Origin of the sequence: Streptomyces sp. I05A-00742 (assembly GCF_013055795.1) — a bacterium.
Lineage (GTDB): Bacteria > Actinomycetota > Actinomycetes > Streptomycetales > Streptomycetaceae > Streptomyces.
In genome coordinates, this window is the sequence record NZ_JABETO010000010.1 from 1 (window position 1) to 23306 (window position 23306).

A 23306-nucleotide genomic window follows, 5' to 3' on the forward strand; every position below is an offset into this window, starting at 1 on the left:
GACGGCCCCGCCGCCCCGGCGGCGGGCAGCCCGGGCACCGCCGAGCCGGACAGCGCCGGCGCGCTGCCCCGGGTCTGGCCGCGTCCCCAGGCGGCCCGCGCCCAGGGTGCGCCGGTCCCGGTGGGCACCGAGGTCACCCTGATGGCCGAACCGGGCACTGATCCTTACGCCCTGTCGGCGCTGCGGGAGGTCCTGCGCGCGGCCGGCGCCCGTACGGTCGTGGACGCCCAGCCCGGCGGCACCCCGCCGCCGCGCGGACTGATCGTGTACGCGGGCGGGCGGCCGGCCGAGGAGGCGCTGCGCGCGCTCGGCGCCCCGGCCGCCGGTGACCTGTCCGCGGGCGGCTACCGCCTGGCGTCCGGGCAGCGGGACGGCCGGCCCACGGTGGCGCTGGCGGGCGTCGGCGAGGACGGCCTGTTCCACGCGGCGCAGACGCTCCGTCAGCTGGTGGTGCGGCAGGACGGCGGCCGGGCCTTCGCCGGTGCCGTGATCCGCGACTGGCCGGTGACGGCCGTGCGCGGGGTCACCGAGGGGTTCTACGGACAGCCCTGGTCGATGCCGCAACGCCTCTCCCAGCTGGATTTCATGGGCCGGACGAAGCTGAACCGGTACCTGTACGCCCCGGGCGACGACCCGTACCGCCAGGCCAAGTGGCGCGACCCGTACCCCGCGGGGCAGCGCGACGAGTTCCGCACGCTGGCCGACCGCGCCCGCCGCAACCATGTGACGCTGGGCTGGGCGGTCGCGCCCGGGCAGGCGATGTGCTTCTCCTCCGCCGAGGACCTGCGGGCGCTGAAGCGCAAGGTGGACGCCATGTGGGCGCTGGGCGTCCGGGCGTTCCAGCTCCAGTTCCAGGACGTCAGCTACAGCGAGTGGCACTGCGGGGCCGACGAGGACGCCTTCGGCTCGGGGCCGCGGGCCGCGGCGGAGGCGCAGGCGAAGGTGGCGGGCGCGCTCGCCGAGCACCTGGCCGCGAAGGGCGACGGGGCGGCTCCCCTGTCGCTGCTGCCCACCGAGTACTACCAGGACGGCGGGACGGCCTTCCGGCGGGAGCTCGCCGACCGGCTCGACCCGCGCGTCGAGGTGGCCTGGACGGGCGTGGGCGTGGTGCCGCGGACCATCACCGGCGCCGAACTCGCCTCCGCGCGCTCGGCGTTGGGTCACCGGCTGGTCACCATGGACAACTATCCGGTGAACGACTTCGCGCAGGACCGTATCTTCCTCGGCCCGTACACCGGCCGCGAACCGGCCGTCGCCGTCGGCTCCGCCGCCCTGCTCGCCAACGCCTCCGCACAGGCCACCGCCTCCCGCATCCCCCTGTTCACCACCGCCGACTACGCCTGGAACCCGCGGGACTACCGCCCGGACGAGTCCTGGAGGGCCGCCGTCGACGACCTCGCGGGCGACGATCCGCGGGCCCGCGAGGCGCTGCGGGCGCTGGCCGGCAACGACGCCTCGTCCGTCCTCGGCGGCGAGGAATCGGCGTACCTGCGCCCCCTGATGGACGACTTCTGGACGGCGCTCTCCGGCACGGACGCCGATCGGCTGAAGGCGGCGGCGGGCAAGCTGCGCTCCGCCTTCCGCACCATGGCGGACGCCCCCGGCCGGCTGACGGACACCCTGGGCATGGAGGTCCGGCCCTGGGTCGAGCAGCTGGCCCGGCACGGCGAGGCGGGCGCGCGCGCCGTCGACATGCTCACGGCCCAGGCGCGCGGCGACGGCGCGGGCGCCTGGCGCGCGGAGCTCGACGTACTGCGGCTGCGCGACCGGATCTCCTCCGAACGGGTGACCGTGGGCGCCGGCGTCCTGACGCCTTTCCTCCAGCAGGCCGTCGCCCGCGCCAACGGCTGGCTCGGCGTCGACCGTCCGCTGCGCACGGCCGGGGACGCGACCGACGGCGCCCCGGCGACGTCCGTCCCCGCCCCGGCGGACGGCCCGCTGACCGTCAGGCTGCGCGAACCCCACCCCATGACCGCCGTCACCGTGCTCACCGCCGCCACTCCCGGCGCGCGCGGCACGGTCGAGGCCCACACCCCCGACAAGGGCTGGCAGCCCCTCGGCGCCCTGTCCGACAGCGGCTGGACCCAGCTGCCCGGCAAGGGCGTACGCGCCGACGCCCTGCGCCTGGTCTGGACGGGCTCCACCCGGCCCGCCACCGTCCACGAGATCACCCCCTGGTTCGCCGACACCCCCTCCTCCCACTTCGAGCTCGCCCACACCGAGGCCACGGCCGAGGCGGGCGGGGCCCCGGCGGTCGTCGAGGCCCGAGTGATCAACCAAAGCCCGGGCACGGTCAACGAGAAGCTCACCGTCCGCGCCCCCGAGGGCGTCACCGTCAAGGCCCCCGCACAGGTCACGACCGTCCGCGGCGGGGTGTCCACCACCCGCATCGAACTCTCCGTCCCCGCCGGCGCCGCCTCCCGCGTCTTCACCGTCCCCATCCGCCTCGGCGACCAGGAGCGCACGGTGACCGTCCACGCCCACCCGGCCTCCGGCGGCCCCGACCTCGCCCGCACCGGCACGGCCACCTCCTCCGGCGACGAGGCCTCCGACTTCCCGCCCTTCGCCGCCCTCGACGGCAACCCCCGGACCCGCTGGTCCTCCCGCCCCGCCGACGACGCCTGGTGGCAACTCCAACTCCCCCGCCCCACCCGCCTCGGCCGCCTCGTCCTCCACTGGCAGGCCGAACTCCACGCCACCCGCTACCGCGTCCAGACCTCCCCCGACGGCCGCACCTGGCGCGACGCGGCAACCGTCACGGACGGCAAGGGCGGCGTCGAGACCGTCCGCTTCGACGCCCCGGGCACGCGCTTCGTGCGCGTCCAGGGAGTGAAGCGGGCGACGGAGTCGGCGGGGTACTCGCTGGTGGACGTGGAGGCGTACGCGGTGCGGGAGGGGAAGAAGGGGTAGCCTCCCCACCGCTCGGCGCGCGCCGTGTCCGGCGTCGGCCGCGCATCGCAACGGTCGGTTGGTGGTTTGCAGCAGCCGAGCAGCGGGGCGCACCGTACGCTGGACTCATGACGACTCGGGACGAGCTGCACAGCCTGGTCGACCGGATCGGCGCGGACGAGCTCGGAACGGTCGCTGCCATACTGCGCGCGTACGCCAGGGGCGAGGACCGTCCGACCGCCGACCAACCACCGTATCCGCGCTCTGTGGGCATCCTCTCCGGGGCGCCCTCGGACCTCTCGGCCCGTGTGGACGATTACCTCTCCGACGGCTTCGGTCACTGACAGAATCGACACGTGATCGTCGTGGACACGGGCCCACTGGTGGCCCTCGCCAGCCCTGGGGACGCCGCGCACGGACGGTGCCGGGCCTGGCTCGACTCCCTGCCGACCCGGCGCGACCTGCTGATCCCGGCGACCGTGATCGCCGAGACCTGCTATTTGATCGAACGCTTCGGCGGCCCGCGGGCCGAGGCAGTGTTCCTGGACGATCTGGCGCTCGGCGCATACGGCACGGTCACCGGGCTGATGCCCGAGGACCTGGCCCGCATGGCCGAGCTCGTTCGCACCTACGCCGACCTCCCGCTGGGCGGCACGGACGCTTCTGTCGTGGCGGTCGCCGAGCGCGTCAAGACGCCGAAGATCGCCACGTTGGACCACCGGCACTTCACCGTCGTCCGCCCCGCGCACACCACGGCACTTCATCTGTATCCCCGCTGACGAAGCCCTGGGTGGCCGTCCTCAACCCACCCGAACGCTGCTCCGCTTCGCCTCTTCCCTGCTCGGCCGGCGGTAGCCGCAGTTGCAGAGCCAGTCGTCGTAGCGCGAGATGGTGCCGTCGTGCCCCATGTGGATCTCGCGCACCATGGTGCGGTCCATGCAGCGGGTGCAGCGCACTCCCTCGCACATCGTCCTGGGGAACCTCTCCTGCTGCCCGGCTTTCTGGTTCATGTCCGCGATGATGCGCCCAAGTTGGACCGATGGCACCGTCATGTGCGACATGCTCCCCCTAAGTGCGTACGCCCGAACTGCCTTGTCGGCAGGGACCATCGGTGATCATGATGGGTGGATGTCGACTTCCTCCGTACCCACCTGCGTCCTGTCCGGAACGGACGAGGGCGTTCCGTCCACCACTCCCGGACACGACCCCGACGCCTTCGTCGAGATCGGGTCACTCACCAAGGTCCTGACCGGCACGCTGATGACGCGGCTCGCTGCGGACGGCGTCCTCGACATGGACGACCCGGTGGAGAAGTGGCTCGGGGCGACCGGCGGGAACGGCGAGGGCACGGGCATCACCCTCCGGCACCTCGCGGAACACACGTCCGGCCTGCCCCGGCTGCCACCCGGCCTCACCTCCCGCACCGATCCGTACCGCGCGTTCACCGACGAGGCGCTGCGCGCCCTCCTCCCCCGGCTCGGCGACCTGGTCACCACCGCGCCGGGCGAGCAGGAGACGTACTCCAACTTCGGCTACGCGGTGCTCGGCGCCGCCCTCGTGGCGGCGGACGGACGCCCGTACGCCGACGCCCTCCGGGAACGGGTCCTCATACCGCTCGGCGTCGCGGACGACGTCACACCCCATCCCCCGGCGGGCCGCCGGAAGCTCATCCCGAAGGGGCTGTTCGGGCGCCCCTCCAAGCCCTGGACCATGGACGGCGCCATCCTCCCGGCCGGCGGCCTCTGGGCCACCCCACGCGCGGCGGCCCGCGTCCTCACCGGCCTCGTCCTCGACCGCACCCTCGGCGAACCGGCCCCGAGCTGGCAGCGCGCGGGCGAGCTGACCTGGCACAACGGCGCGACCCGGAAGGCGTCGGTGTTCGCCGGGGCGTTCCCGGACGGGCGGTGGGTGCTGGTGCACCGGCTGGGCGGGTCGCCGGAGGAGACGGACCGGATGGCGGTCGATCTGCTGCGGAGGACGGGGCGGTGAAGCGGGTCCCCACCCTTCCCCGGCGCCTGGATGGCGCCTCGGAGGGGCGGGGAGTCCGCCTTGAAATGGCCCGCCATCGGTTGCGTTTCACGGTAGAGGGTTGGCTCGGTGCGGAGGCTCGGTACGGAGAGATACACCCGGACAGGGGGAGCCGGGCACCGAGTCTCGAACAGCCTGGCGGTCCGTCGGCGGGGGTGATCGCTCAGGAGCGTGGCTTCCGGGCCGAGGTTGGCCTTGGGGCGGGCGCCGGGCGGCGGGGGCCGCTATCGTGGAGGTGCCTCGGCTGGCCGGGGCGGACTGAAGGTTTGATCGTCGGGGCCTAATGGGTTTAGGCCCCGCGGGTCAGACGCACGAGAAAAGCCCGCCACGGGGGACCAGCTCCCCGTGACGGGCAGGCTGACGGATTGATCGTCGGGGCCTACTGGGTATAGGCCCCGCCGATCAGCCCTTGCCGATCACGATCAGGATCAGCGTGGTCACGGCGACGATCAGTTCCACCCACGGTGTCACCGCCTTCGCCCCACGCTTCACCCGATCCCAGCCGATCGAGCTCCTCAGCCTTCGATGGTGTGCCATATGTGGCGCCCTTTCCTGGGTCGGCTCACGACTGGCACGTCATCGTGGATGAGCCTAGTGCCAACGGGTCGGCTTTCCGGATGAGTTGGACCTCTGGCCGCACATTCACCCTTCCGTGGCGAGTGCGAACATTCGCGCCCCACACGCCTCACTCCGGGCGTAGCCTCCGCCTGCACCGAGACAGCAGGAGGCGAAGATGGACGGGAACTCCCTGCCACCCGTGGGGTGGCGGTACTGCGGCAACCAGATCAAGCGGTGGCGCTTTCGGGCCGGGGTGAGCCGGGAGGAGCTGGCCAGTCGGGCCGGCTACAGCGTGGAGACCATCAAGGCGATGGAGCAAGGGCGGCGGAAGCCGACGCCGCGCGTACTGAGGGTCGCGGACGAACTGTGCGGCGCGCAGGGCTTGCTGCTGGCCGGGGAGGATTACCTGCAACCCGAGAAATACCCGGAGCGCAGTCAGGACTACATGCGGTGCGAAGCCGACGCCATCGCCATCAGCGCGTACCAGTGCCAGGTGATTCCCGGCCTCCTTCAGACCGAAGAGACCATGCGCGCCCTCTTCACCTCTTTCTGGCCTCCTGTTGACGACGAGACCGTCGAAACCAGAGTCGCCGCACGACTTGAGCGCCAGGCCCTGCTGGAGAATCAGGCCACCATCTTCAGCTACGTGATCGACGAGTGCGTACTCCGCCGCCCGATGAGCGACCCAGCCGCACACAAAAGGCAGTTGCTCCACTTGCTTGAGGCGGCAGAACGGCGCAATGTCACTGTCCAAGCACTACCGACCGGTGGCGCACACATCGGTCTGATGGGGCCGTTCATCGTGCTGGAGACAGCCGAGCACGAACTGCTCGCCTACACCGAAGGGCAGGGGACCAGCTCGTTGTACACCGATCCCGCAACGGTCAGCATCATGCGTCAGCGATGGGCCCTCCTCGCCGCCCAGGCGCTCAGCCCGGAGAAGTCCGCAGAGTTCATCAGAAGGATCGCAGAGGAGCTATGAACGAGCTGCACTGGTTCAAGTCCAGCCACAGCGACTCCGAAGGCGCCGAATGCCTGGAGATCGCCCACCACCCGCACACCACCCACGTCCGGGACTCGAAGCTCGGCTCCGGCCCGCAGGGTTCCCAACTCACCTTCCCCGCCCCCACCTGGGCGAACTTCATAGCCCACATACCCGAGGCTTGAGACCTGAGCTTCGGGACTCGGAACCCGAGCCCTCTTTCCAAGGAATGGTTGGTGTGGGTTCAATCCCACCCTCCCTCCCAACTCCCGCCCGCACACGTGCGCATGACGTTCCGCGACGAAGTCGCCACACAGCGCCGCGACCGTGTACCGTGCGGACAAAGAAAACGGCCCCCGCCGGTGCCGCAAACACCGAGCGAGGGCCTGACCATCAAGATCGCTTAGGACCGATCCCATGGCTGTCGCCAATCCTAGCGCCGACGCGCGCCCGTACACGCCACCCACGCCGCCCACCGCACCGCAGCCGCCCATGGCCAAGCCCGGCTACGGCAAGCGCCCGGCACCCGACCAAGCCCCGCGCACCGCACGGGACTTCACGCACCTCCCCGCCCGCGAGGCGTACATCGCGGGGCATGTCGACCGCCTGCCCGAGGGCGCGGCGATGGACCACAAGACGCTCGCCAAGGAGCTGCCGTTCGGGCAGCAGGCCGTCCGGACGGCGTTGCGCGTCCTCTCCGAGGCGGGTCACCTGCGGATCTGCCGGGAACTGGTCAGCGCGGAGCGGACGCAGTGGGTCACGCGGACGTACTTCTCCCGAACGGCGCGGGACGACGTCTGGTGGGCGGCGTTCCTGAAGGGCGACGCGCCGCCGACACAGACGCAGCCGCCGACAGAGACAGAGCCGCCGACACAGCCGGAGCCGCGAACTCAGCCGGAGCCGCGAACGCAGCAGGAAGCGGCACCTGCGGCACCCCCCGCCCGCCACCGCTCCCCCGCCTACGGCGTCCTCGCGTCGATCGGCCGCGCCGACCCCCGGATGGGGCTGTCGGCCCGCGAGTGCGCGGCGCTCGAACCGCTGGCGACGGAGTGGCTGGCCCGTGGGACGAGCCCGGCGGCGCTCACGCACGCGCTGGTCAGCGGGCTGCCGGAGTTCGTCGTCGTGCCGGGCGCGTTCGCCCGCAGGCGGCTGACGGACCGGATGCCGCCCGAGCAGGTCTCCTGCGGTCCGGCGGAGGACACCCCGCCCCGCCGGATCATGGAATGCACGGGCTGCCACGTCCCCGGCCCGCCGGAGGCCCTGCCGGGCGGCCTGTGCCGCACCTGCCACGGGGACACCCCGACCCCCACCGACCCCTCCCCCGAGTACGAGGCAGAGGTACGGCGGCGCGTCAACGAACTGCGAACCACCCTCCGCAACCGCCCGAGAACACCCGCACGCCCACCGAAGCCGCGCAAGGGCCGCCGGTGACGCTCGACCGGCCGTAGCGGAAGCGTCAGACTGGCAGAAACGACGGAAAGAAAACCACGCCTCATGAGCGCACAACCGGTCCATTACGGAGCGCCTCGTCCTCAGGTGCCGCGCACCATCCAAGGCATCGCCGAGGCGCTGGGCGCGGAGAAGCGGATGGAGTTCTACCGCTTGGTGCTCGCCGCCGAGGCAGGTCCGGACCTCGACCACGTGATTGCCACATATTGGGGCCACGCCATGCTGGACAGTGACCCGGAGCGCGAGCACATCGTCGCCGCCACGGAGGCCGGTACCTTGCCCGTCGTCAGCAGATCATCCGTCGCCGCAGGGCCGCGGGCGGAGAGACGCCTGGTGAGTGATCACGAAGAAGCGGATATCTGGCCGGTCGAGCCGTCGGCCGCGGCAGGCGAGACACTTGCGGACCTCCGTCTGCCGGCAGACCTGTTCGGAAAGATCGTCGCCCTGACCGTGGCCATCGCGGAAGACCCTTGGCTTGAGGGCAGCACGCCGGCCCCCCAGGGAAAGCACTGGCGAACCGCCCCATCCCCAACGGTGGGGGCATCGTCGAGTATTGGATCAACGTAGACGCCCATACCGTCGTCCTCACTCGGATCTTCCCGTTCTGACACCCGACCGAGCGCCGAGGTCGGCGGAAGAGTGCGATGTGCCCGCTCAGCCGACAGGGGGTGCCGCCACCCCGGCAGTCGGCCGTCTCCCGGCCCCGCCCCCGCCCCGACGAGAGACCGGGACCGGGCCGGGTATGAAGAAGGCCCGGTCCTCTCAGGCGGAAATGCCGTCGATCCGGGCCATCGCGTCCTCCGCGCCGTATGCCTCCAGGTAAGGCAGCCAGCGCGGGTCCCTATGCCCCGTGCCGATGATCCGCCAGGCGAGCCCGGACGGTGGAGCCGGTTGGTGCCGCAGCCGCCAGCCCAGCTCGGAGACGTGCCGGTCGGCCTTGACGTGGTTGCAGCGGCGGCAGGCGGCCACCACGTTCTCCCAGGCGTGCTGGCCGCCGCGGCTGCGCGGGACGACGTGGTCGACGCTGGTTGCGACGCCACCGCAATAGGCGCAGCGCCCGCCGTCGCGGGCGAAGAGGGCCCGGCGGGTGAGCGGGACGGGGCCCCGAAAGGGGACCCGCACGAAGCGTTTGAGCCTCACGACGCTGGGAGCGGGGATGGTGCAGCTGGCGCTGTGCAGGTAGGCGCCCGTGTCCTCAAGGCTGATGGCCTTCTCATTGAGGACGAGTATGAGCGCGCGGCGGAGCGGTACGACGCCGAGCGGCTCGTACGACGCATTGAGGACCAGGACATGCGGCACGGGTGCCTCCTTGTACGCCGGCGGCGCGTGGCTCGCGCCGGGACGATCTCATGCAAGTGTCCCCTGGCCCCTGGCCGAAGCGCCACCATCGGCGGGTAACGGGTCACAGGTGTTTTGGAACACACCTCGGTCAACCCCGCACAGGACCTGTCCCTTCTCGAACACAACAACGGAGGACCCGCCCTGCCCCGTTAGTGTGGTGGGTCTGTCCCTGCCGATGCTCGGCGCGGGGCATGTCCATTACGAAGGGTTCCCGCTGTGTCCTGGTCCGCTGCCTTCGCCGCCGCAGACTCGACGCCCCGTCCCTCGTCCCTCGACGAGGCACAGAAGACCGCCAACGACGCCGCAGGCTGGCTCGAGGAGAACTGGTCCGTCTGGGTCAGCAACGGCCTGCGCATCATTCTGATCGTCGCGATCGCGATCGTCCTGCGCACCTTGGTCCGCCGGGCGATCACCAAGCTCATAGCGCGGATGAACCGTACGGCCCAGGCCGTGGACAACGCCCTGGGCGGCATTCTCGTCAACGCCGAGCGCCGCCGCCAGCGCTCGGAGGCCATCGGATCGGTGCTGCGCAGTGTCGCCTCGTTCCTGATCATGGGCACGGCCGCGCTGACGGTGCTGTCCGTCCTGAAGATCAATCTGGCCCCGCTGCTCGCGAGCGCCGGTGTGGCGGGCGTGGCCATCGGTTTCGGCGCCCGCAACCTGGTCACGGACTTTCTCTCCGGTGTCTTCATGATCCTTGAGGACCAGTACGGCGTGGGGGACGAGATCGACGCCGGTGTCGCGACGGGCACGGTCGTCGAGGTCGGCCTGCGCGTGACCAAGCTCCGCGGGGCGAACGGCGCCATCTGGTACGTGCGCAACGGCGAGGTCAAGCGGATCGGGAACCTGAGCCAGGGCTGGGCCATGGCCGAGGTGGACGTCACGCTCCGCTACGACGAGGACCTGGACCGGGCCCGCGAGGTGATAGCGGCCGTGGGCGAGGAGATGTCGAAGAGCGCGCCCTGGGACGAGAAGCTGTGGGAGCCGGTCGAGGTCATGGGCCTGGACTCGGTCTCGCTGGACTCCGTCGTGGTCCGCGTCCAGGGGAAGGCGGCGCCGGGCGAGGCGGCCTCCGTCGAGCGCGAGCTGCGCTGGCGGATCAAGCGGGCGCTGGACGCGGCGGGCATCCGCATGGGTCCCCCGCCCGCCGCGGCCGAGGAGTCCCCGGAGCCCGCCGACCCCACGGCGGCCGTCGCCCCGCCGTCCGTCCTCGGCAACCCGACGTCGGCGCAGTCGCAGGCCACGACGCCGATAACGCCGCCGGTCCCGGTGCCGCCGGGGGCGACGCTCGGGAAGTGAGACGGGAATCGGTGGACCGGGGCGCTTTCCGCGTATGACGCGCCGGGTACGAGCGCCCCGATCCACCGAAATCCGGCCACCAGGGACCCGCCCGCCCCGCGCCTGCGGTCAGGCGGCCGGCGGGACCGCCGCCACCAGTCCCCCGTCGATGATCAGATCCTGCCCGTTGACGTAGGACGACTCGTCCGAGGCGAGGAAGGCGACCGCGTCGGCGACATCCTCGGCAGTGCCGACACGGCCCCCGACGATCTGGGCGACCACGGCCGCCTCCTCGTCGGGAGAGATCACGTCGTGGTACATCGCCGTGGCGATGTAACCGGGGCTCACCGAGTTCACCCGGATGCCCCGCGGACCGAGCTCCGCGGCGAGCGTCCGGGTCAGGCTGCCCACCGCCGCCTTCGTCGCCGCGTACAGGGAGGCGGTGGGCATGCCGCGGTGCTGCGTCCAGGAGGCGTTGATCACGACGGCGGCGCCGTCGGCCAGCAGCGGCAGGGTCCGCTGGAGCGTGAAGTACACGCCCTTGAGGTTGATCCCGACGACGCGGTCGAACTCAGCCTCGGTGATCTCGCCGAAGGGCCGCATCGAGGCGACGCCGGCGTTGGCGAAGACCACGTCGAGCCGTCCGTACCGCTCCCGGACCGCGGTGGCGAGGGCGTCCGCGTCGGCGACGCTCGACACGTCGCCGCGCACCGCGTGGACCCGGTCGCCGCCGTCCAGTTCCGCGACCGCGGCGTCCAGGCGGGCCCGGTCACGGCCGGTGATGATCACCTGGGCGCCCTCGGCCAGCAGCCGGCGGGCGGTGGCCAGGCCCATGCCGCGCCCGCCGCCGGTGATGAGCGCGATCTTGTTCTCGAAGCGTGTGGAGCTGTCGGTCCGTGTGGAGCTGTTCGTCATGGACCTCAGCCTGCGCTCCGGTGATCATCGCGAACAGTGCTCACTCAACCCGGGTCCGGCAACACCACCCTGGGAGCCCACCAGCCGTTCGAGACGGGCGGCCGTCCCGGTCCCGGGCCGGGGGTTCTGGAGCTCCACGTGGTGGCCGGGCAGGTCCGGGACGGACAGGGTCGTCGTGTCGAAGACCAGGTCACCCGCCTCCGGGTGCCGCACCGCCTTCACCGTCTGGACCACCCCGGCCACGTCGTGCCGTCCCCACAGCTCGGCGAACTCGGGGGCGGCGCCGCGGAGCTCGTCGGCGATCCGGTCGAACCCGGGGTCGCCCGGATGCCGGGCCGCGGCGGCGCGGAACGCGGCGACCACGCCGGGGGCGACGGCGGCCCAGTGCGTGTGCAGATTCCGGTAGCGGGAGTTGGTGAAGAAGGAGACCAGGCAGTTGCGGTCGGTGTCGTCGTAGCCGAACACCGCCCGCGCCGCGTCGTTGACGGCGACGAAGTTCCCGTACCGGTCCAGCAGGACGGCGGGCCGCGGTGCCCAGGCGTCGATCAGCCGCCGGAGTTCGGGGGTGGCCGCGGAGGGGGACGGGCCGGTCGGCGGCGGCGGGTTGAGCCCGGTCAGCAGGTACAGGTGCTCGCGCTCGGGCCCGTCCAGGCGCAGGGCCCGGCCGATCGCGTCGAGGACCTCGGCGGAGACGTTGATGGGCCGCCCCTGCTCCAGCCACGTGTACCAGGAGACGCCCACACCGGCCAGCAGGGCCACCTCCTCGCGCCGCAGCCCCGGCGTGCGGCGGCGCGGCGCCGGGGGCAGCCCCACGTCCTCGGGGGTGAGCCGCGCCCTGCGGGTGCGCAGGAAGTCGCGGAGCCGCTCGCGGCGACCGGGGGCGGAGGGGGTGTCGCTGGCCATACGGCCACGGTAACGGGAGGGCCCGTCCGTAATGCCCCGCCCTCTTATTACTACGCGCCCGGCGCGCCCACCTTCCGCAGGAACTCGTCCACGTTCCCCAGCATCCGCGCCACCTGCTCGTCCTGGCTCAGCGACTCCTTGTACCGGGGACCGCTGAACTCGGGCACCTTCTTCCCGCGCACGTACAGCGGGCACGCCAGGTCGGCGCACATGTAGGCGCCGACGGTGTTGCCGTCGCGTCCGGAGGCGCCCACCTTGCGGGCGGCGAGCAGCGAGACGCCCGAGCCGGGGTGGCCGGTCAGGCAGAACGAGCAGATGGTCGTCCTGGCGAGACTGCGCGGGCCGCCCTGGGGCACCCGCAGCGTGATCCCCTGCGGCTTGCCGCCCCGGACGACGACCAGGTAGCCGCGGTCGGGGGCGCCGGGGTCGCGCCAGCCCAGGAAGTCGAGATCGGCCCAGGGGAGTTCGGCGAGTCCTCTGGGCAGGCTGATCCTGCGGGCTTCGCCTTTCGAGCAATTGAGGAAAGAGGCTCGTATCTCGTTCTCGCCGAGTGGTTCCATGAGGCGGAAAGTTAACAGTGCGCCCGATGTGGCGTCATGCGAATTTCGTGCACCCTCCCAGCACCTTCCAGCACCCTCCCAGCGACGCGAAGAGGTCTGATTCCCGTGAAACTCGCAGTGGTCGGCGGAGGCTCGACCTACACCCCCGAACTCGTCGACGGCTTCGCCCGGTTGCGGTCGACCCTGCCCGTCACCGAGCTGGTACTGATCGATCCGGCGGTGGACCGGCTCGAACCGGTCGGCGGACTGGCCCGGCGGATCTTCGCCCGGCAGGGACATCCCGGCCGGGTCACCTGGACCACGGACCTGGACGAGGGCGTGGACGGCGCCGCCGCCGTCCTGCTGCAACTGCGCGTGGGCGGCCAGGCGGCCCGCGAGCAGGACGAGACGTGGCCGCTGGAGTGCGGCTGTGTCGGCCAGGAGACCACGGGCGCGGGCGGCCTGGCCAAGGCGCTGCGCACGGTCCCGGTCGTGCTGGACATCGCCGAACGGGTCCGGCGGCGCAGCCCGGACGCCTGGATCGTGGACTTCACCAATCCGGTCGGGATCGTCACCCGGGCCCTGCTCACGGCGGGCCACCGCGCGGTGGGCCTGTGCAACGTGGCCATCGGTTTCCAGCGCAAGTTCGCGGCGCTGCTCGGCGTCACGCCCCAGGAGGTCACCCTGGGTCACGTGGGCCTCAACCACCTCACCTGGGAACGGGAGGTGCGCGTCGGCGGCAGCGGTGGCAGCGGCGGCAGCGGCGGCAGCGGCGGCAGCGGCGGCATCGACGTGCTGCCGAAGCTGCTCGCCGAGCACGGTGACGCGATCGCGGCCGACCTGCGCCTCCCGCGCGGCCTGCTGGACCGGCTCGGGGTCGTCCCCTCCTACTACCTGCGCTACTTCTACCGGCACGACGAAGTCGTGGCCGAGCTGCGCACCAAGCCGTCGCGGGCCGCGGAAGTGGCCGCGATGGAACGTGAGTTGCTGGCCATGTACCGCGATCCCGCGCTCGACGAGAAGCCGGTCCTGCTGGCGAGGCGCGGGGGCGCCTACTACTCGGAGGCCGCCGTCGCGCTGACGTCGGCCCTGCTGGGGGACACCGGCGAGGTGCAGGTCGTCAACACGCTGAACAACGGCACCCTGCCGTTCCTGCCGGACGACGCGGTCGTCGAGGTCCCGGCGGCGGTGGACGCCCGTGGCGCCCACCCGCTGCCCGTCCGGCCGCTGGAGCCGCTCTTCTCCGGTCTGGTGGCGGGGGTCACGGCGTACGAGCACCTGGCCCTTCGGGCAGCCCTGGAGGGCGGCCGGGAACGGGTCTTCCAGGCGCTGCTGGCCCACCCGCTGATCGCCCAGGACGTCCCCGCGGAACGGCTGACGGACACGCTGATCGCCCACAACCGCGACCACCTGGAGTGGGCGTGAGCGGCGGGGAGCCGGTGGGGGTCCCCGGGCCGCCCCGTACGGCGCTGGCGATCGACGCCGGCAACAGCAAGACGGACGTCGCGCTGGTGGACGCCTCCGGCCGGGTCCTCGGGACCTCGCGCGGCGGCGGTTTCCGGCCACAGGCCGAGGGGGGCGCGGCCGCGGCGGTGGCCGGACTGGCGCGGCTGGTGTCCGAGGCAGCGGCGGGCGCGCTGCCCGTGGACCACGTCCACGCCTGCCTGGCCAACGCGGACCTGCCGGTGGAGGAGGAGCGGCTGACCGCGGAGATCGAGAAGTGCGGGTGGGGGCGCACCGTCACCGTCGTCAACGACACCTTCGCCCTGCTGCGGGCCGGGCTGCCCGACGGCTCCCCGCCGGAGGGCGTGGCCGTGGTGTGCGGGACGGGCATCAACTGCTGCGGCATGACGCCCGACGGCCGGACCGCCCGGTTCCATTCCTTCGGCCGCATTTCGGGCGACTGGGGCGGCGGCGCGCACCTCGCCGGCGAGGCGCTGTGGTGGGCCGCCCGCGCCTCCGACGGCCGCGGCGAACCCAGCGCACTGGCCCGGGCCCTGCCCGCCCACTTCGGCCTGTCCGGCATGCCCCAACTGATCGAGGCCCTGCACCTGGGCGACCTCGCCCCGGCCCGGCGGCACGAGCTGGTCCCCCTCCTCTTCGACGTCGCCGCTGCCGGGGACGCCGTGGCCCGGGCGATCGTCGCCCGGCAGGCCGAGGAGGTCGTCACGATGGCCCGCACCGCGCTGGCCCGGCTCGACCTGCTCGGCGTACGCGTTCCGGTGGTCCTGGGCGGCAGCGTGCTCGCTGCCCGGCACGCCGTTCTCCACGAGGACGTCCTGAAGGGGCTGGCCCGCTGCGCCCCGCTCGCGGAACCGGTGGTGGTCACTGCCCCGCCCGTGCTCGGGGCGGCCCTGCTGGCCCTGGACCGGCTGGGGGTGGGTCCGGCCGCGGCGGGGTGCGCGGGGTTGCGGAGGAGGTGGGCTTAGCCCCTGGCCCGCCCTTTCACCGTTTCTTGCGGGGGCAAGCCCCCGCACCCCCAGACGCGCGCTGCGCGCGCTGTCCTCAAACGCCGGACGGGCTGTCTCAGCCCGTCCGGCGTTTGAGGACGCGCGCCGCAGGCGCGCTCACCGGGGGCGCGGGGGCACACCCCCAGGGAACCGCCCGGCCCCCCAGCCGCGTGAACATCTGCGCAAGCCGGCCGCCCGCGGCGCCTGCCACAGATCCCGATCCGAACAAGATCACAACGGACCCCGGTGTCTTTGTCAGCCCCTGCGGCCATACTGCTGGTCAGGTGCTCGTCCCGCCCGGCGCCGGGCGACGACGGACGCCACCGGCGACCAAGGGGGGGGTCTCGTGTCACAACCGCGACAGAAAGCCGGGCCACCGGGCCCGCGCGCGGGGGGCTCGTGGCGGGAGTGGCTCGCCAGGGGACGGGCGGCCGCGACGAGAACGGAGCCGGGGCGGCTGCGGGTGCTGGGCGCGGTGCTGGCCGCGGCACTGGTCGTCTTCGGCGCGGTGACGGCGTGGCAGGTCACGGACCGGGCCCGGGCGGCGGACGCCGTCGTGGAGCGGAGCGAGCCGCTGAGCGCCGCCGCGGCGGACATCTACGGTTCGCTGGCGGACGCGGACACCACGGCCGCCACCGGTTTCCTGGCCGGCGGCCAGGAGACGCACGCGGTCCGGCAGCGGTACGAGAAGGACATCACGACGGCGTCGAAACTGCTGGTCGAGGCGGCGGCGAACGCCGGCGGCTCCCCTGCCGAGGGCGAGCAGATCGCCACGCTGAACAAGCAACTGCCCGTCTACACCGGCCTGGTCGAGCAGGCGCGGGCCAACAACCGCCAGGGGCTCCCGCTGGGCGGCGCCTACCTGCGCTACGCCAGCGACCGGATGCACAACGACCTGCTGCCGGCCGCGCGCAGGCTGTACGAGGCGGAGACGGACCGGCTGGACGCGGACTACGCGGACGCCGAGGCCCGGCCGTGGGTGGCGATCGCCGTGGGCATCCTGGCCCTCGGCGCGCTGGGCTGGGCCCAGCGGCGCACCTACCTGCGGACCAACCGTGTGTTCAACCACGGCCTGCTGGCCGCGACCGCGGCCACCGGCGTGGTGCTGGTGTGGCTGGCGGTGGGCCACGGCCTGGCCAGGGCGGAGCTGAGGGACTCGTACGACGACGGCGCCCGGTCCCTCCAGGTGCTCAACATGGCCCGGATCAGCTCCCTCCAGGCCCGCGGCGCCGAGAACCTGACGCTCGTGGCGCGCGGCGCCGTCCTCAAGGACGGCAAGGACGCCTACGAGGAGAGCTACGGGAAGAACATGCGGGACCTGGCCGAGAACCCCGAGGGTGAACGGCAGACGATGAGCCTGCTGACCAGGGCGCGGGGCCTGGCCGAGGACGAGGCCGGCTCGGCCCCGCTGCGGCAGGCGATCCTCGCGGTGGAGGAGTGGAAGCGGCGGCACGCCGACGCCCGGGCCACGGACGTCGCCGGCTACTACGACCGGGCGCTGCCGAAGGTGATCGGCGAACGGAACAGCACGGGCGAGTCGTTCGACCACGTGGACACCGCGCTGCGGAAGGCGCTGGCCCACGAGAAGGACGACTTCCGGCAGGCCGCCGACGACGGGCGCGGCGCCCTGACCGGGCTGGCGGCGGGGGCCGCCGTGCTCGCCGTGCTGGGCGCGGCCGCCGTGGTGGTCGGCATCGGCCGCAGACTGTCGGAGTACCGGTGAGCGGGGGAGGCGGGGGCATGCGGGGACGGACAACCGGGAGGGTGCTCCGGTTCATGACGGTGGGCGTGGTGTGCGCCCTGGCCGCGGTGGCGGCGCTGCTCGTCCCCCGGGGCACCGGGACGAGCAGGGACGACGGGCACCGAGTGGCGGCAGTGCGCCCGGCCGCCGCACAGGCCGCCGACTGCACCGACCCGGAGGCGAGCCTGCGCCCCTCCACCGCCGAAGGCCCTGCCGTGCGCCGGATCAAGGAGCGCGGCCGGCTGATCGCCGGTGTCGACCAGAACAGCTACCGCTGGGGCTTCCGCACGGCGGAGGGCAAGCTCGACGGCTTCGACATCGCCCTCGTCCGGGCCATCGCCAAGGCCATCCTGGGCGATCCCGACAAGGTGACGTTCCTGGCCATCCCCACCAATCAGCGCATTCCCGCCCTGAAGTCGGGCAAGGTGGATATCGTCGCCCGTACGATGAGCATCAGCTGTGACAGGATCAAGGAAGTCGCCTTCTCCACGGCCTACTTCCAGGCCGGCCTGCAACTGCTGGTGCCCAAGGGGTCGCCGGTCACCGGCTTCGACAACGGCACCCTGGGCGGCCGGAAGGTCTGCGCGGCCGACGGTTCCACGGCCGAGTCCCAGCTGACGGAGCTGGCGAAGCGGACCCCGGTGACCGTGACGACCGTTCCCAACCAACTCGACTGCCTGGTGCGGCTCCAGCTCGGCCAGGTCGACGCGATCCTCACCGACAACGCGCTGGGGGCCGGCCAGGCCGCGCAGGACCCGTCCGTGGTACTCGTCGGCAAACCGTTCACCACCGAGTACTACGGCGTGGCGATGAATCTGGGCGCGGACGACCTGGTACGCCGGGTCAACGCGGTGCTGGACGACTACCGCAGCGGCGGTGCGTCGAGCCCCTGGATGAAGGCCTACCGCGACTGGCTGGCCCGCGGCGACCTCGGCATCACGGCGCCCCCGGAGCCCAAGTACCGGGACTGACGGGCAGAGGCGCGGGCGACGGACAGCGAAGCGGGAAACGGGGGAAGGACACCGGAACGACAGGGAAAGGACACACGGGAGACTCGCGAAGGACACGCGGGGGAAGGGCGATAACGGGGAAGCCGCACCTGCGGGGCAACTGACAGACTCTCGGCACAGCACCGGTACGGAGCGGCGCGGGCCGCGGACAGAGAGGGGACCGATGGCGGTCGCGGGGCCCACCGGGCCGGTCTTGAGCCGCGAGGAGGCCGACCGCGTGCTCGCGCGGCTCGGCGCGGAGCACGAGGCCGTCGAATCATCCCTGCTCGCCCTCCAGGACCACGCCGGCCGGCGCCTGCTGGAGGGCGCCGAGCTGTCCGGTGTCACCAGATCCCGCTGGGCGGTCGCCGAGCAGCTGATCAACCGGCTGTGGGCGTACTTCGACGCCTACACCGACGCCCTCACCAGAGCCCGCGAGCTGCGCTCCCGCCGCCGCTGGCCCACCCAGGGCGAGCTGACCGAGCTGACCGACCTGCTGCGCGGCGCCCGCGTCACCCTGCCGGGCGGCGACCCGGCCACCGGGATCGCCACCCTGGGAGCGGCCGTCAAGCTCAGCGAGCAGCTGACCCTCCAGGAGCTCGTCGACCGGATGAACGGCTGGTACGCGCAGGCCCTGGACGTGGTCGTCGTCGCCGACGCCGTCTGGTCCGCGCTCCCCGCCCGCATCGACCTGCTGGCCGCCGAGCTGCGGCGCACCCGCTCCCTGGCCCACTCGGTAGGCGTCCGCCCCGGCGAGCACCCCTCCGGCGACGACCTGGAGGACATCACCCGGGAGCTGTCCGCCCTGCGGTCCGAGGTGATATCCGACCCGCTGGCCTTCTGGACCGGCGCCTCGCCGAGCTCCGCGCCGGGCGGCGGCCGCGCCGACACCACGCGCTACGACCGCGCCGCCCGCGCCCTGGAGGACGTCCGGCGCGAGATCGAGGCCGTCCTGACCGTGCGGCAGGACGCCGAGCAGCGGCTGATGCGGGTGCGCGACGTCCTCTCCCGCGCGGACCGCACCCTGGAGGAGGCCCGGCAGGCGCGCGTGGAGGTGCTGTCCAAGATCGCCGCCTCCGAGGTGCCGGCCGTCTCCGGCCCGCCGACCGCCCTCTACGAGCAGCTGTCCGCCGCCGCCGACCACCGCAGACGCGCCCGCTGGCACCGGCTCTCGCCGCTCCTGGAGAGCCTGGAACAGCGCGCCGAGGAGGAGCTGCTGCGGGCCCGCGCCTCGCTCACCGCGGTCACGGCGCCGCTGGCCGTCCGGGCCGAACTGCGCGGCCGGCTGGACGCGTACAAGGCGAAGGCCGCCCGGCTCGGCCTGGCGGAGGACCCGTTCCTCGGGGAGCGGTACGACGCCGCCCGCCGCATGCTGTGGAGCGCCCCCTGCGACCTGGTGGCCGCCGAACAGGCCGTCCTGCGCTACCAGCAGGCGGTGGCCGGGGCCCTGGCCCCGCCGTCGGGCAACGGAAGCGGGGACAGGAGCGTCCATGACCACAGGGGGGAAAGATGAGCGGGGACAACGGCACCAACTCCTGCCAGCGGCCGGGCTGCGACGGCGGCTACGAAGACGTGGGCGGCGGTGAGATGTACTGCGACACCTGCGGCCTCGCGCCGGTCGTCTCGCCCGCCGGCACGATCTCCTCGCCGCCCACCGGCATGGCCGCCGGCGCCGCGCCGCACAGTTCGCGCTCGTCGACGGGGTCCGCCCGGTCGTCGCGCTCGGCGCGCTCCGCGTCGTCCCGCCGGTCCGTCTCCGGCCGGCTCTCGCGCTCGACGCTCGGCGGACAGGGCACGCCCTCCCGCTCGGTGTCGGTACGCAGCTCGCGGTCGAACGCCTCCGCGTCCGCCCGCAACAAGCTCGGGGCCGGCCTGGTCAGCATGCCGGGCGTGCCGCGCCCCGACCCGCAGGCGGCGGTGCTGGACAACCCCGAGGTCCCCGAGCGCAAGCGGTTCTGCAGCAAGGGCGACTGCGGGGAGCCGGTGGGCCGTTCGCGCGGCGACCGCCCCGGGCGCACCGAGGGGTTCTGCACCAAGTGCGGCCACCCCTACTCGTTCGTCCCCAAGCTCCGGGCCGGTGACGTGGTGCACGGGCAGTACGAGGTGGCGGGTTGTCTGGCCCACGGCGGCCTCGGCTGGATCTACCTGGCGATGGACCGCGCGGTCTCCGACCGCTGGGTGGTCCTCAAGGGCCTGCTCGACACCGGTGACGAGGACGCGCTCGCGGTCGCCCTGGCCGAGCGGCGCTTCCTGGCCGAGATCGAGCACGCCAACATCGTCCGCATCTACAACTTCGTCGAACACCTCGACCAGCGGACCGGCAGCCTCGACGGCTACATCGTGATGGAGTACGTCGGCGGCAAGTCCCTCAAGGACATCGCCAACGAGCGGCGGCTGCCGGACGGCCGGCGCGACCCGCTGCCCGTGGAGCAGGCCTGCGCCTACGGCATCGAGGCCCTGGAGGCGCTGGGCCACCTGCACAGCCGCAACCTGCTGTACTGCGACTTCAAGGTGGACAACGCGATACAGCAGCAGGACCAGCTCAAGCTGATCGACATGGGCGCGGTCCGGCGGATGGACGACGACGAGAGCGCCATCTACGGCACCGTCGGCTACCAGGCCCCCGAGGTCGCGGAAGTCGGCCCGTCCGTCGCCTCCGACCTGTACACGGTGGCGCGCACGCTCGCCGTCCTCACCTTCGACTTCCAGGGCTACACCACCGTCTTCGCCGACAGCCTGCCCGACCCGGACAACATCGACGTCTTCAGCCGCTACGAGTCGTTCTACCGGGTGCTGGTACGGGCCACCGACCCCGACCCGGCACGCCGGTTCTCCTCCGCCGAGGAGATGGCCGAGCAGCTCACGGGCGTGCTGCGGGAGGTGGTGGCGCTCCAGACGGGCAAGCCCCGGCCCGCGCTGTCCACGCTGTTCGGGCCCGAACAACGGGTGGTGGACACCGTCCTGTTCGAGACGGAGACGGACGACCCGTCGGCGCTCGGCGCCCGCGCGTCCCGCGGAGCCCTGTCCCGGGCGCCCCGGAAGGCGCTGCCCGTCGCCACCGCGCCGCAGTCCGGTCCGCTGCCGGTCGCCGCGCTCGACGTACGGGCCGCCGCGTTCGCGCTGCCCGTCCCGATGGCCGACCCGTCCGACCCCAACGCCGGTTTCCTGGCCGGCCTGCTCTCCTCGCAGCCCGCCGAGATGTACACGGCGCTCCAGGCCGCTCCCGTCAACTCGCTGGAGCTGCGGCTGCGCCGCTTCCGCACCCAGCTGGAGCTCGGCGAACTCGTCCACGCCGCCAAGGCGATGGCCTCCCTGGAGGCCGAGTACCCCGACGACTGGCGGATCGTCTGGTACCGCGGGCTGCACGCGCTCGTCACCGGCGACAAGGAGACCGCCGCGCTCTCCTTCGACGCCGTCTACGACGCGTTCCCGGGCGAGCCGGCCCCCAAGCTGGCCCTCGGCGTCTGCGCGGAGGTGCTGGGCCAGCTCGACAACGCCGCCGAGTACTACCGCCTGGTCTGGAGCACCGACCCCAGCTATGTCAGCGCCGGCTTCGGGCTGGCCCGGGTCCGGCTCGCGGCCGGGGACCGGCCGGGAGCGGTCGGGACGCTGGAGTCCGTGCCGGAGTCCTCCATCCACTTCACGGCGGCCCGGGTCGCGGCGGTCCGCGCCCGGCTGCGGCGGCGCTCGCCCCATGAGCATCTGCTGGACGATCTGACGGCCGCCGCCGGGCAGGTGGAGCGGCTCTCGGAGGCCGGCCTGGACCCGGTGCGCCGTGAACGGCTGTCCACGGAAGTGCTGGGCACCGCCCTGGACTGGGTGCTGTCCGGCAGCGCGGGCGCCCCGGTGGCGTCCGGCCGGAGCGTCACCCTGCTCGGCGGCGGAACGGACGAGCGGAGCCTGCGCTTCGGGCTGGAACGCTCGTACCGTGTGCTCGCGCGCCTCGCCCAGCGCGGCGAGGAACGGATCGAACTGGTGGAGCGGGCCAACCGTTTCCGCCCCAGGACCTGGGTGTGATCGATGTCGCAACTGCCGCAATCCGCACAGCTGACGGCCTGTCCCGTCTGCCATGAGCCGCTGGACCCCGCAGACAACTTCTGCGGCGGGTGCGGGGCGGACCTCTCGGCGGCCCCTGCGGCGGCCGGTCCTGCCGGTCCGGGCGGCACGGCCGGGGAGTCCCGGCAGCGGGCCGCCCGCTACCGGGATCCGGACGACTACCGGCTGGCCCCGCCCGGGACGCCGGCCGTCCCGGTGCAGGGCGGCCACGACGCGACCGGCGCGGCAGGCCGCCGGCGCCCCTGCGGGGCCTGCGGGTCCGGCATGATCGACGACGACGGGTACTGCGAGCACTGCGGGCATGCACAGCCGCGCGAACGGGATCACATGGAGCACGAGACGACAGGCGTCGCGGCGGTCAGCGACCGCGGCCTGCGCCACCACCGCAACGAGGACGCCTACGCGGTGTCCACCACGGCCCTCCCGGACGGCAGCCCCGCCGTGCTCGCCGTCGTCTGCGACGGCGTGTCGTCCGCGGCCCGGTCCGACGAGGCGTCGGCCGCCGCCAGCAGCGGCGCCCTGGCCTCCCTGGAGGCCGCCGTCACAACGGGCACGTCCCCGAGGGAGGCCACCCACCGGGCGATCCTCGACGCCGCCGAGGCCGTCAACGCCCTGGCCGCCGCGGGCCACCGGCGGCCCCGCGAGCACCACCAGGAGAACGCCCCGGCCTGCACCATCGTCAGCGCGGTCATCACCGGCGAGCTGCTGACCGTCGGCTGGGTCGGCGACAGCCGCGCCTACTGGGTCCCCGACGACCGGTCCACCCAGCCCGCCCGGCTCACCGAGGACGACTCCTGGGCCGCCCAGATGGTGGCCGCCGGGCTGCTCTCCGAGGCCGAGGCGTACGCGGACGAGCGGGCCCACGCCATCACCGGCTGGCTCGGCGCGGACGCCTACGAGGTGGAGCCGCACACCGCGGCCTTCCACCCGGACCGGCCCGGTGTCGTCGTCGTCTGCACCGACGGCCTGTGGAACTACGCCGAGACCGCCGAGCAGATGGCGGCCGTCATCCCCTCCGACGCCCGCGAGCGCCCCCTGGAGACCGCGCGCCGTCTCGTCGGCTACGCCCTTGACGGCGGGGGCCACGACAACGTAACCGTTGCGGTACTGCCGTTCCCCGCCCGGCCGTCGGAGGGGGGAACGGCCTGACGCCCGAGCGTCACGGGGGGGGGATCCGCGCGCAGGTGC

22 protein-coding genes are annotated in these 23306 nt (G+C 73.1%); 16 read left to right on the plus strand and 6 right to left on the minus strand.

Translation table 11 applies throughout. The annotated features are described in order from the left end of the window. The 3 genes from HN013_RS12185 to HN013_RS12195 all read left to right on the plus strand — a co-directional run. A partial coding sequence (locus HN013_RS12185) for a beta-N-acetylglucosaminidase domain-containing protein (protein ID WP_171166112.1) occupies positions 1–2910 on the plus strand: 2910 nt, incomplete at its 5' end. Between the two features lie 107 nt (positions 2911–3017). Then, positions 3018–3233 carry a hypothetical protein gene (locus tag HN013_RS12190; RefSeq protein WP_171166113.1) on the plus strand — a complete coding sequence of 72 codons (216 nt, stop codon included), beginning with the start codon at positions 3018–3020 and terminating at the stop codon, positions 3231–3233. Between the two features lie 12 nt (positions 3234–3245). Next, positions 3246–3668, plus strand: a complete 423-nt coding sequence (locus HN013_RS12195) for a PIN domain-containing protein (RefSeq protein WP_171166114.1) — start codon at positions 3246–3248, stop codon at positions 3666–3668. 21 nt (positions 3669–3689) lie between these two features. On the opposite strand, the gene HN013_RS12200 is transcribed toward HN013_RS12195, so the two are convergent. After that, positions 3690–3899 (minus strand): hypothetical protein, encoded by a 210-nt coding sequence (locus tag HN013_RS12200; RefSeq protein ID WP_171166115.1) that lies wholly within the window; start codon positions 3897–3899, stop codon positions 3690–3692. A 118-nt stretch (positions 3900–4017) separates the two neighbouring features. Between HN013_RS12200 and HN013_RS12205 the strand changes: the two genes are divergently transcribed. Beyond that, positions 4018–4878, plus strand: a complete 861-nt coding sequence (locus HN013_RS12205; RefSeq protein WP_171166116.1) for a serine hydrolase domain-containing protein — start codon at positions 4018–4020, stop codon at positions 4876–4878. Positions 4879–5319: 441 nt separating this feature from the next. Here HN013_RS12205 and HN013_RS33650 read toward each other — a convergent pair whose 3' ends face one another. Then, positions 5320–5454: a hypothetical protein gene (locus tag HN013_RS33650; RefSeq protein ID WP_283247551.1), complete on the minus strand. Its 135-nt coding sequence runs from the start codon at positions 5452–5454 to the stop codon at positions 5320–5322. 196 nt (positions 5455–5650) lie between these two features. On the opposite strand from HN013_RS33650, the gene HN013_RS12210 reads away from it, so the two are divergent. The 4 genes from HN013_RS12210 (at position 5651) to HN013_RS12225 (ending at position 8473) form a co-directional block, all read left to right on the plus strand. Then, positions 5651–6457, plus strand: coding sequence for a helix-turn-helix transcriptional regulator (locus tag HN013_RS12210; RefSeq protein WP_171166117.1), 807 nt, complete (start codon positions 5651–5653; stop codon positions 6455–6457). Continuing rightward, complete coding sequence (locus tag HN013_RS12215) at positions 6454–6642, plus strand: DUF397 domain-containing protein (protein ID WP_171166118.1); 189 nt, start codon at positions 6454–6456, stop codon at positions 6640–6642. The genes HN013_RS12210 and HN013_RS12215 overlap by 4 nt, the downstream gene beginning before the upstream one ends. Positions 6643–6874: 232 nt before the next feature. Continuing rightward, positions 6875–7888: a hypothetical protein gene (locus HN013_RS12220; protein WP_249374971.1), complete on the plus strand. Its 1014-nt coding sequence runs from the start codon at positions 6875–6877 to the stop codon at positions 7886–7888. Between the two features lie 105 nt (positions 7889–7993). Beyond that, positions 7994–8473: a hypothetical protein gene (locus tag HN013_RS12225; protein ID WP_171166119.1), complete on the plus strand. Its 480-nt coding sequence runs from the start codon at positions 7994–7996 to the stop codon at positions 8471–8473. Positions 8474–8668: 195 nt separating this feature from the next. Here the strand turns inward: HN013_RS12225 and HN013_RS12230 are convergent, their stop codons facing one another. Further along, entirely contained in the window at positions 8669–9205 is a 537-nt protein-coding gene (locus tag HN013_RS12230) for an HNH endonuclease (protein ID WP_004950088.1), read from the minus strand. Positions 9206–9463: 258 nt separating this feature from the next. Here HN013_RS12230 and HN013_RS12235 point away from each other — a divergent pair, with 258 nt between their 5' ends. Next, positions 9464–10546 carry a mechanosensitive ion channel family protein gene (locus HN013_RS12235; protein ID WP_171166120.1) on the plus strand — a complete coding sequence of 361 codons (1083 nt, stop codon included), beginning with the start codon at positions 9464–9466 and terminating at the stop codon, positions 10544–10546. A gap of 108 nt (positions 10547–10654) precedes the next feature. On the opposite strand, the gene HN013_RS12240 is transcribed toward HN013_RS12235, so the two are convergent. The 3 genes from HN013_RS12240 to HN013_RS12250 are packed head-to-tail and all read right to left on the minus strand — an operon-like array spanning position 10655 to position 12903. Then, positions 10655–11440, minus strand: coding sequence for a glucose 1-dehydrogenase (locus HN013_RS12240; protein ID WP_171166121.1), 786 nt, complete (start codon positions 11438–11440; stop codon positions 10655–10657). Between the two features lie 24 nt (positions 11441–11464). Further along, positions 11465–12343 carry a helix-turn-helix transcriptional regulator gene (locus tag HN013_RS12245; protein WP_171166122.1) on the minus strand — a complete coding sequence of 293 codons (879 nt, stop codon included), beginning with the start codon at positions 12341–12343 and terminating at the stop codon, positions 11465–11467. 50 nt (positions 12344–12393) lie between these two features. Next, positions 12394–12903 carry an FBP domain-containing protein gene (locus HN013_RS12250; protein ID WP_171166123.1) on the minus strand — a complete coding sequence of 170 codons (510 nt, stop codon included), beginning with the start codon at positions 12901–12903 and terminating at the stop codon, positions 12394–12396. A 105-nt stretch (positions 12904–13008) separates the two neighbouring features. On the opposite strand from HN013_RS12250, the gene HN013_RS12255 reads away from it, so the two are divergent. The 7 genes from HN013_RS12255 (at position 13009) to HN013_RS12285 (ending at position 23267) form a co-directional block, all read left to right on the plus strand. Then, the gene (locus tag HN013_RS12255) at positions 13009–14307 is read left to right on the plus strand and encodes a 6-phospho-beta-glucosidase (RefSeq protein ID WP_171166124.1); all 1299 of its coding nucleotides are present in this window, start codon (positions 13009–13011) and stop codon (positions 14305–14307) included. Beyond that, positions 14298–15311 carry an N-acetylglucosamine kinase gene (locus HN013_RS12260; protein ID WP_398979365.1) on the plus strand — a complete coding sequence of 338 codons (1014 nt, stop codon included), beginning with the start codon at positions 14298–14300 and terminating at the stop codon, positions 15309–15311. Before HN013_RS12255 ends, HN013_RS12260 begins: the two co-directional genes overlap by 10 nt. Before the next feature lie 367 nt (positions 15312–15678). Beyond that, a complete protein-coding gene (locus HN013_RS12265; protein ID WP_312018584.1) occupies positions 15679–17055 on the plus strand; it encodes a hypothetical protein in 1377 nt (458 codons plus the stop codon). A 17-nt stretch (positions 17056–17072) separates the two neighbouring features. Next, a complete protein-coding gene (locus tag HN013_RS12270) occupies positions 17073–18044 on the plus strand; it encodes a glutamate ABC transporter substrate-binding protein (RefSeq protein ID WP_249374972.1) in 972 nt (323 codons plus the stop codon). 202 nt (positions 18045–18246) lie between these two features. Further along, the gene (locus HN013_RS12275; RefSeq protein WP_171166125.1) at positions 18247–19575 is read left to right on the plus strand and encodes a hypothetical protein; all 1329 of its coding nucleotides are present in this window, start codon (positions 18247–18249) and stop codon (positions 19573–19575) included. Continuing rightward, complete coding sequence (locus HN013_RS12280) at positions 19572–22079, plus strand: serine/threonine-protein kinase (protein ID WP_171166126.1); 2508 nt, start codon at positions 19572–19574, stop codon at positions 22077–22079. The genes HN013_RS12275 and HN013_RS12280 overlap by 4 nt, the downstream gene beginning before the upstream one ends. A gap of 3 nt (positions 22080–22082) precedes the next feature. After that, complete coding sequence (locus HN013_RS12285) at positions 22083–23267, plus strand: protein phosphatase 2C domain-containing protein (protein WP_171166127.1); 1185 nt, start codon at positions 22083–22085, stop codon at positions 23265–23267. Positions 23268–23306 lie beyond the last annotated feature (39 nt).

Excerpts from the sequence above, each read along its gene's own strand:
- HN013_RS12285 (WP_171166127.1), top strand. The coding sequence starts at position 22,083 with ATGTCGCAACTGCCGCAATCCGCACAGCTGACGGCCTGTCCCGTCTGC.
- HN013_RS12245 (WP_171166122.1), bottom strand. The coding sequence starts at position 12,343 with ATGGCCAGCGACACCCCCTCCGCCCCCGGTCGCCGCGAGCGGCTCCGC.
- HN013_RS12275 (WP_171166125.1), top strand. The coding sequence starts at position 18,247 with ATGGCGGTCGCGGGGCCCACCGGGCCGGTCTTGAGCCGCGAGGAGGCC.
- HN013_RS12205 (WP_171166116.1), top strand. The coding sequence starts at position 4,018 with ATGTCGACTTCCTCCGTACCCACCTGCGTCCTGTCCGGAACGGACGAG.
- HN013_RS12200 (WP_171166115.1), bottom strand. The coding sequence starts at position 3,899 with ATGAACCAGAAAGCCGGGCAGCAGGAGAGGTTCCCCAGGACGATGTGC.
- HN013_RS12220 (WP_249374971.1), top strand. The coding sequence starts at position 6,875 with ATGGCTGTCGCCAATCCTAGCGCCGACGCGCGCCCGTACACGCCACCC.
- HN013_RS12250 (WP_171166123.1), bottom strand. The coding sequence starts at position 12,903 with ATGGAACCACTCGGCGAGAACGAGATACGAGCCTCTTTCCTCAATTGC.
- HN013_RS12280 (WP_171166126.1), top strand. The coding sequence starts at position 19,572 with ATGAGCGGGGACAACGGCACCAACTCCTGCCAGCGGCCGGGCTGCGAC.
- HN013_RS12215 (WP_171166118.1), top strand. The coding sequence starts at position 6,454 with ATGAACGAGCTGCACTGGTTCAAGTCCAGCCACAGCGACTCCGAAGGC.
- HN013_RS33650 (WP_283247551.1), bottom strand. The coding sequence starts at position 5,454 with ATGGCACACCATCGAAGGCTGAGGAGCTCGATCGGCTGGGATCGGGTG.
- HN013_RS12210 (WP_171166117.1), top strand. The coding sequence starts at position 5,651 with ATGGACGGGAACTCCCTGCCACCCGTGGGGTGGCGGTACTGCGGCAAC.
- HN013_RS12240 (WP_171166121.1), bottom strand. The coding sequence starts at position 11,440 with ATGACGAACAGCTCCACACGGACCGACAGCTCCACACGCTTCGAGAAC.
- HN013_RS12190 (WP_171166113.1), top strand. The coding sequence starts at position 3,018 with ATGACGACTCGGGACGAGCTGCACAGCCTGGTCGACCGGATCGGCGCG.
- HN013_RS12270 (WP_249374972.1), top strand. The coding sequence starts at position 17,073 with ATGCGGGGACGGACAACCGGGAGGGTGCTCCGGTTCATGACGGTGGGC.